Origin of the sequence: Kitasatospora sp. NPDC059571, from assembly GCF_042735675.1 — a bacterium.
Classification (GTDB): Bacteria; Actinomycetota; Actinomycetes; order Streptomycetales; family Streptomycetaceae; genus Kitasatospora.
This window is the reverse complement of record NZ_JBHWBW010000011.1, coordinates 41,231-42,109: the sequence shown is the minus strand read 5'-3', so window position 1 is coordinate 42,109 and position 879 is coordinate 41,231. Positions and strand designations below refer to the sequence as shown.

Sequence of the window (879 nt, the reverse complement as noted above, 5' to 3'; positions counted from 1 at the left end):
TCGCGGGGTGCTGGTTGATCTCGGGGTGGTGGTGGTCGGGGAGGGCACCGCCGAGCACGTACGAGAGCAGGCCCGCGGAGTGCAGTCGCTCCAGCGCGGCGGGGACCTGCCCGGCCGGCAGGCCGAGGGCGGCCGCCGTGGCCGCGACCGGGAGGCTCAACAGCACCGCCGTACGCGCCCGCGGCGCGTCCTCGGCCAGGTCGGCGAGCAGGTTCCCGACCCGGCCCTCGCCCGTCAGGCGGGCGGCCGAAGCCCACCGCCACACCCAGTCCTGCCACTGCTCGCCCTGCACAGCGCCTCCAGGGTCCGGGTCGCCGCGGCGATGCCGCCCGATTCCGCCATGCTGCGCCGTCCCGGGGGGCTTCGCCCGCAGGGCGCGCCCAGCGGGAGGAGGCGGACCGGCCGCGGCCGGCGGGCGCTGCGCCGTGCCGCAGGTCAGCGCGAGTCGCCCGCCCAGTCCCAGCGGCGCGGATCCGCGGGCCGGGGAGCGTAGTGGGCGCGCCCGCCGGGTCCGAAGGCGCCGATCTCGGTGGGGAGCGCCACGCCTTCGGCGAGCCGGTCCGCGCTCCAGCCGGTGACGTCGAGGAGGAGCCCGTCGAGCGGGCCCGCGACCAGCTCGCGGTAGACGTGCCCGTACTGCGATCCGGGGTCGGGGTCGTCGTGGTCGGCCCCGTAGACCCGGCCGCGCATCAGCTGCTCGTCGTCCATCCCGCCAGCGTCGCAGCCGGCACCGACACCCGGGCCGCACCGACACCCGGCCGCACCGCCGCTCCCCCCCCCCCCCCCGCGGGGGGGGGGGGGGGGGGTGGGGGGGGGGGCCGCGGGGGCGGCGGCGGGGGGGCCGCGGGCGCGCGAGTTCGCCCGAACGCTAGGGACCGC

General features: G+C 80.1%; 2 protein-coding genes. Both read right to left on the bottom strand.

All coding sequences use genetic code 11. The annotated features are described in order from the left end of the window. Positions 1-292 (bottom strand): hypothetical protein (locus tag ACFV0G_RS03350; protein WP_380540803.1); only part of this gene is annotated, 292 nt, incomplete at its 3' end. Positions 293-435: 143 nt separating this feature from the next. Further along, a complete protein-coding gene (locus ACFV0G_RS03345; RefSeq protein WP_380540800.1) occupies positions 436-708 on the bottom strand; it encodes a hypothetical protein in 273 nt (90 codons plus the stop codon). Positions 709-879 lie beyond the last annotated feature (171 nt).

Coding starts and splice junctions, on each gene's coding strand:
- ACFV0G_RS03345 (WP_380540800.1), bottom strand. CDS start 708: ATGGACGACGAGCAGCTGATGCGCGGCCGGGTCTACGGGGCCGACCAC.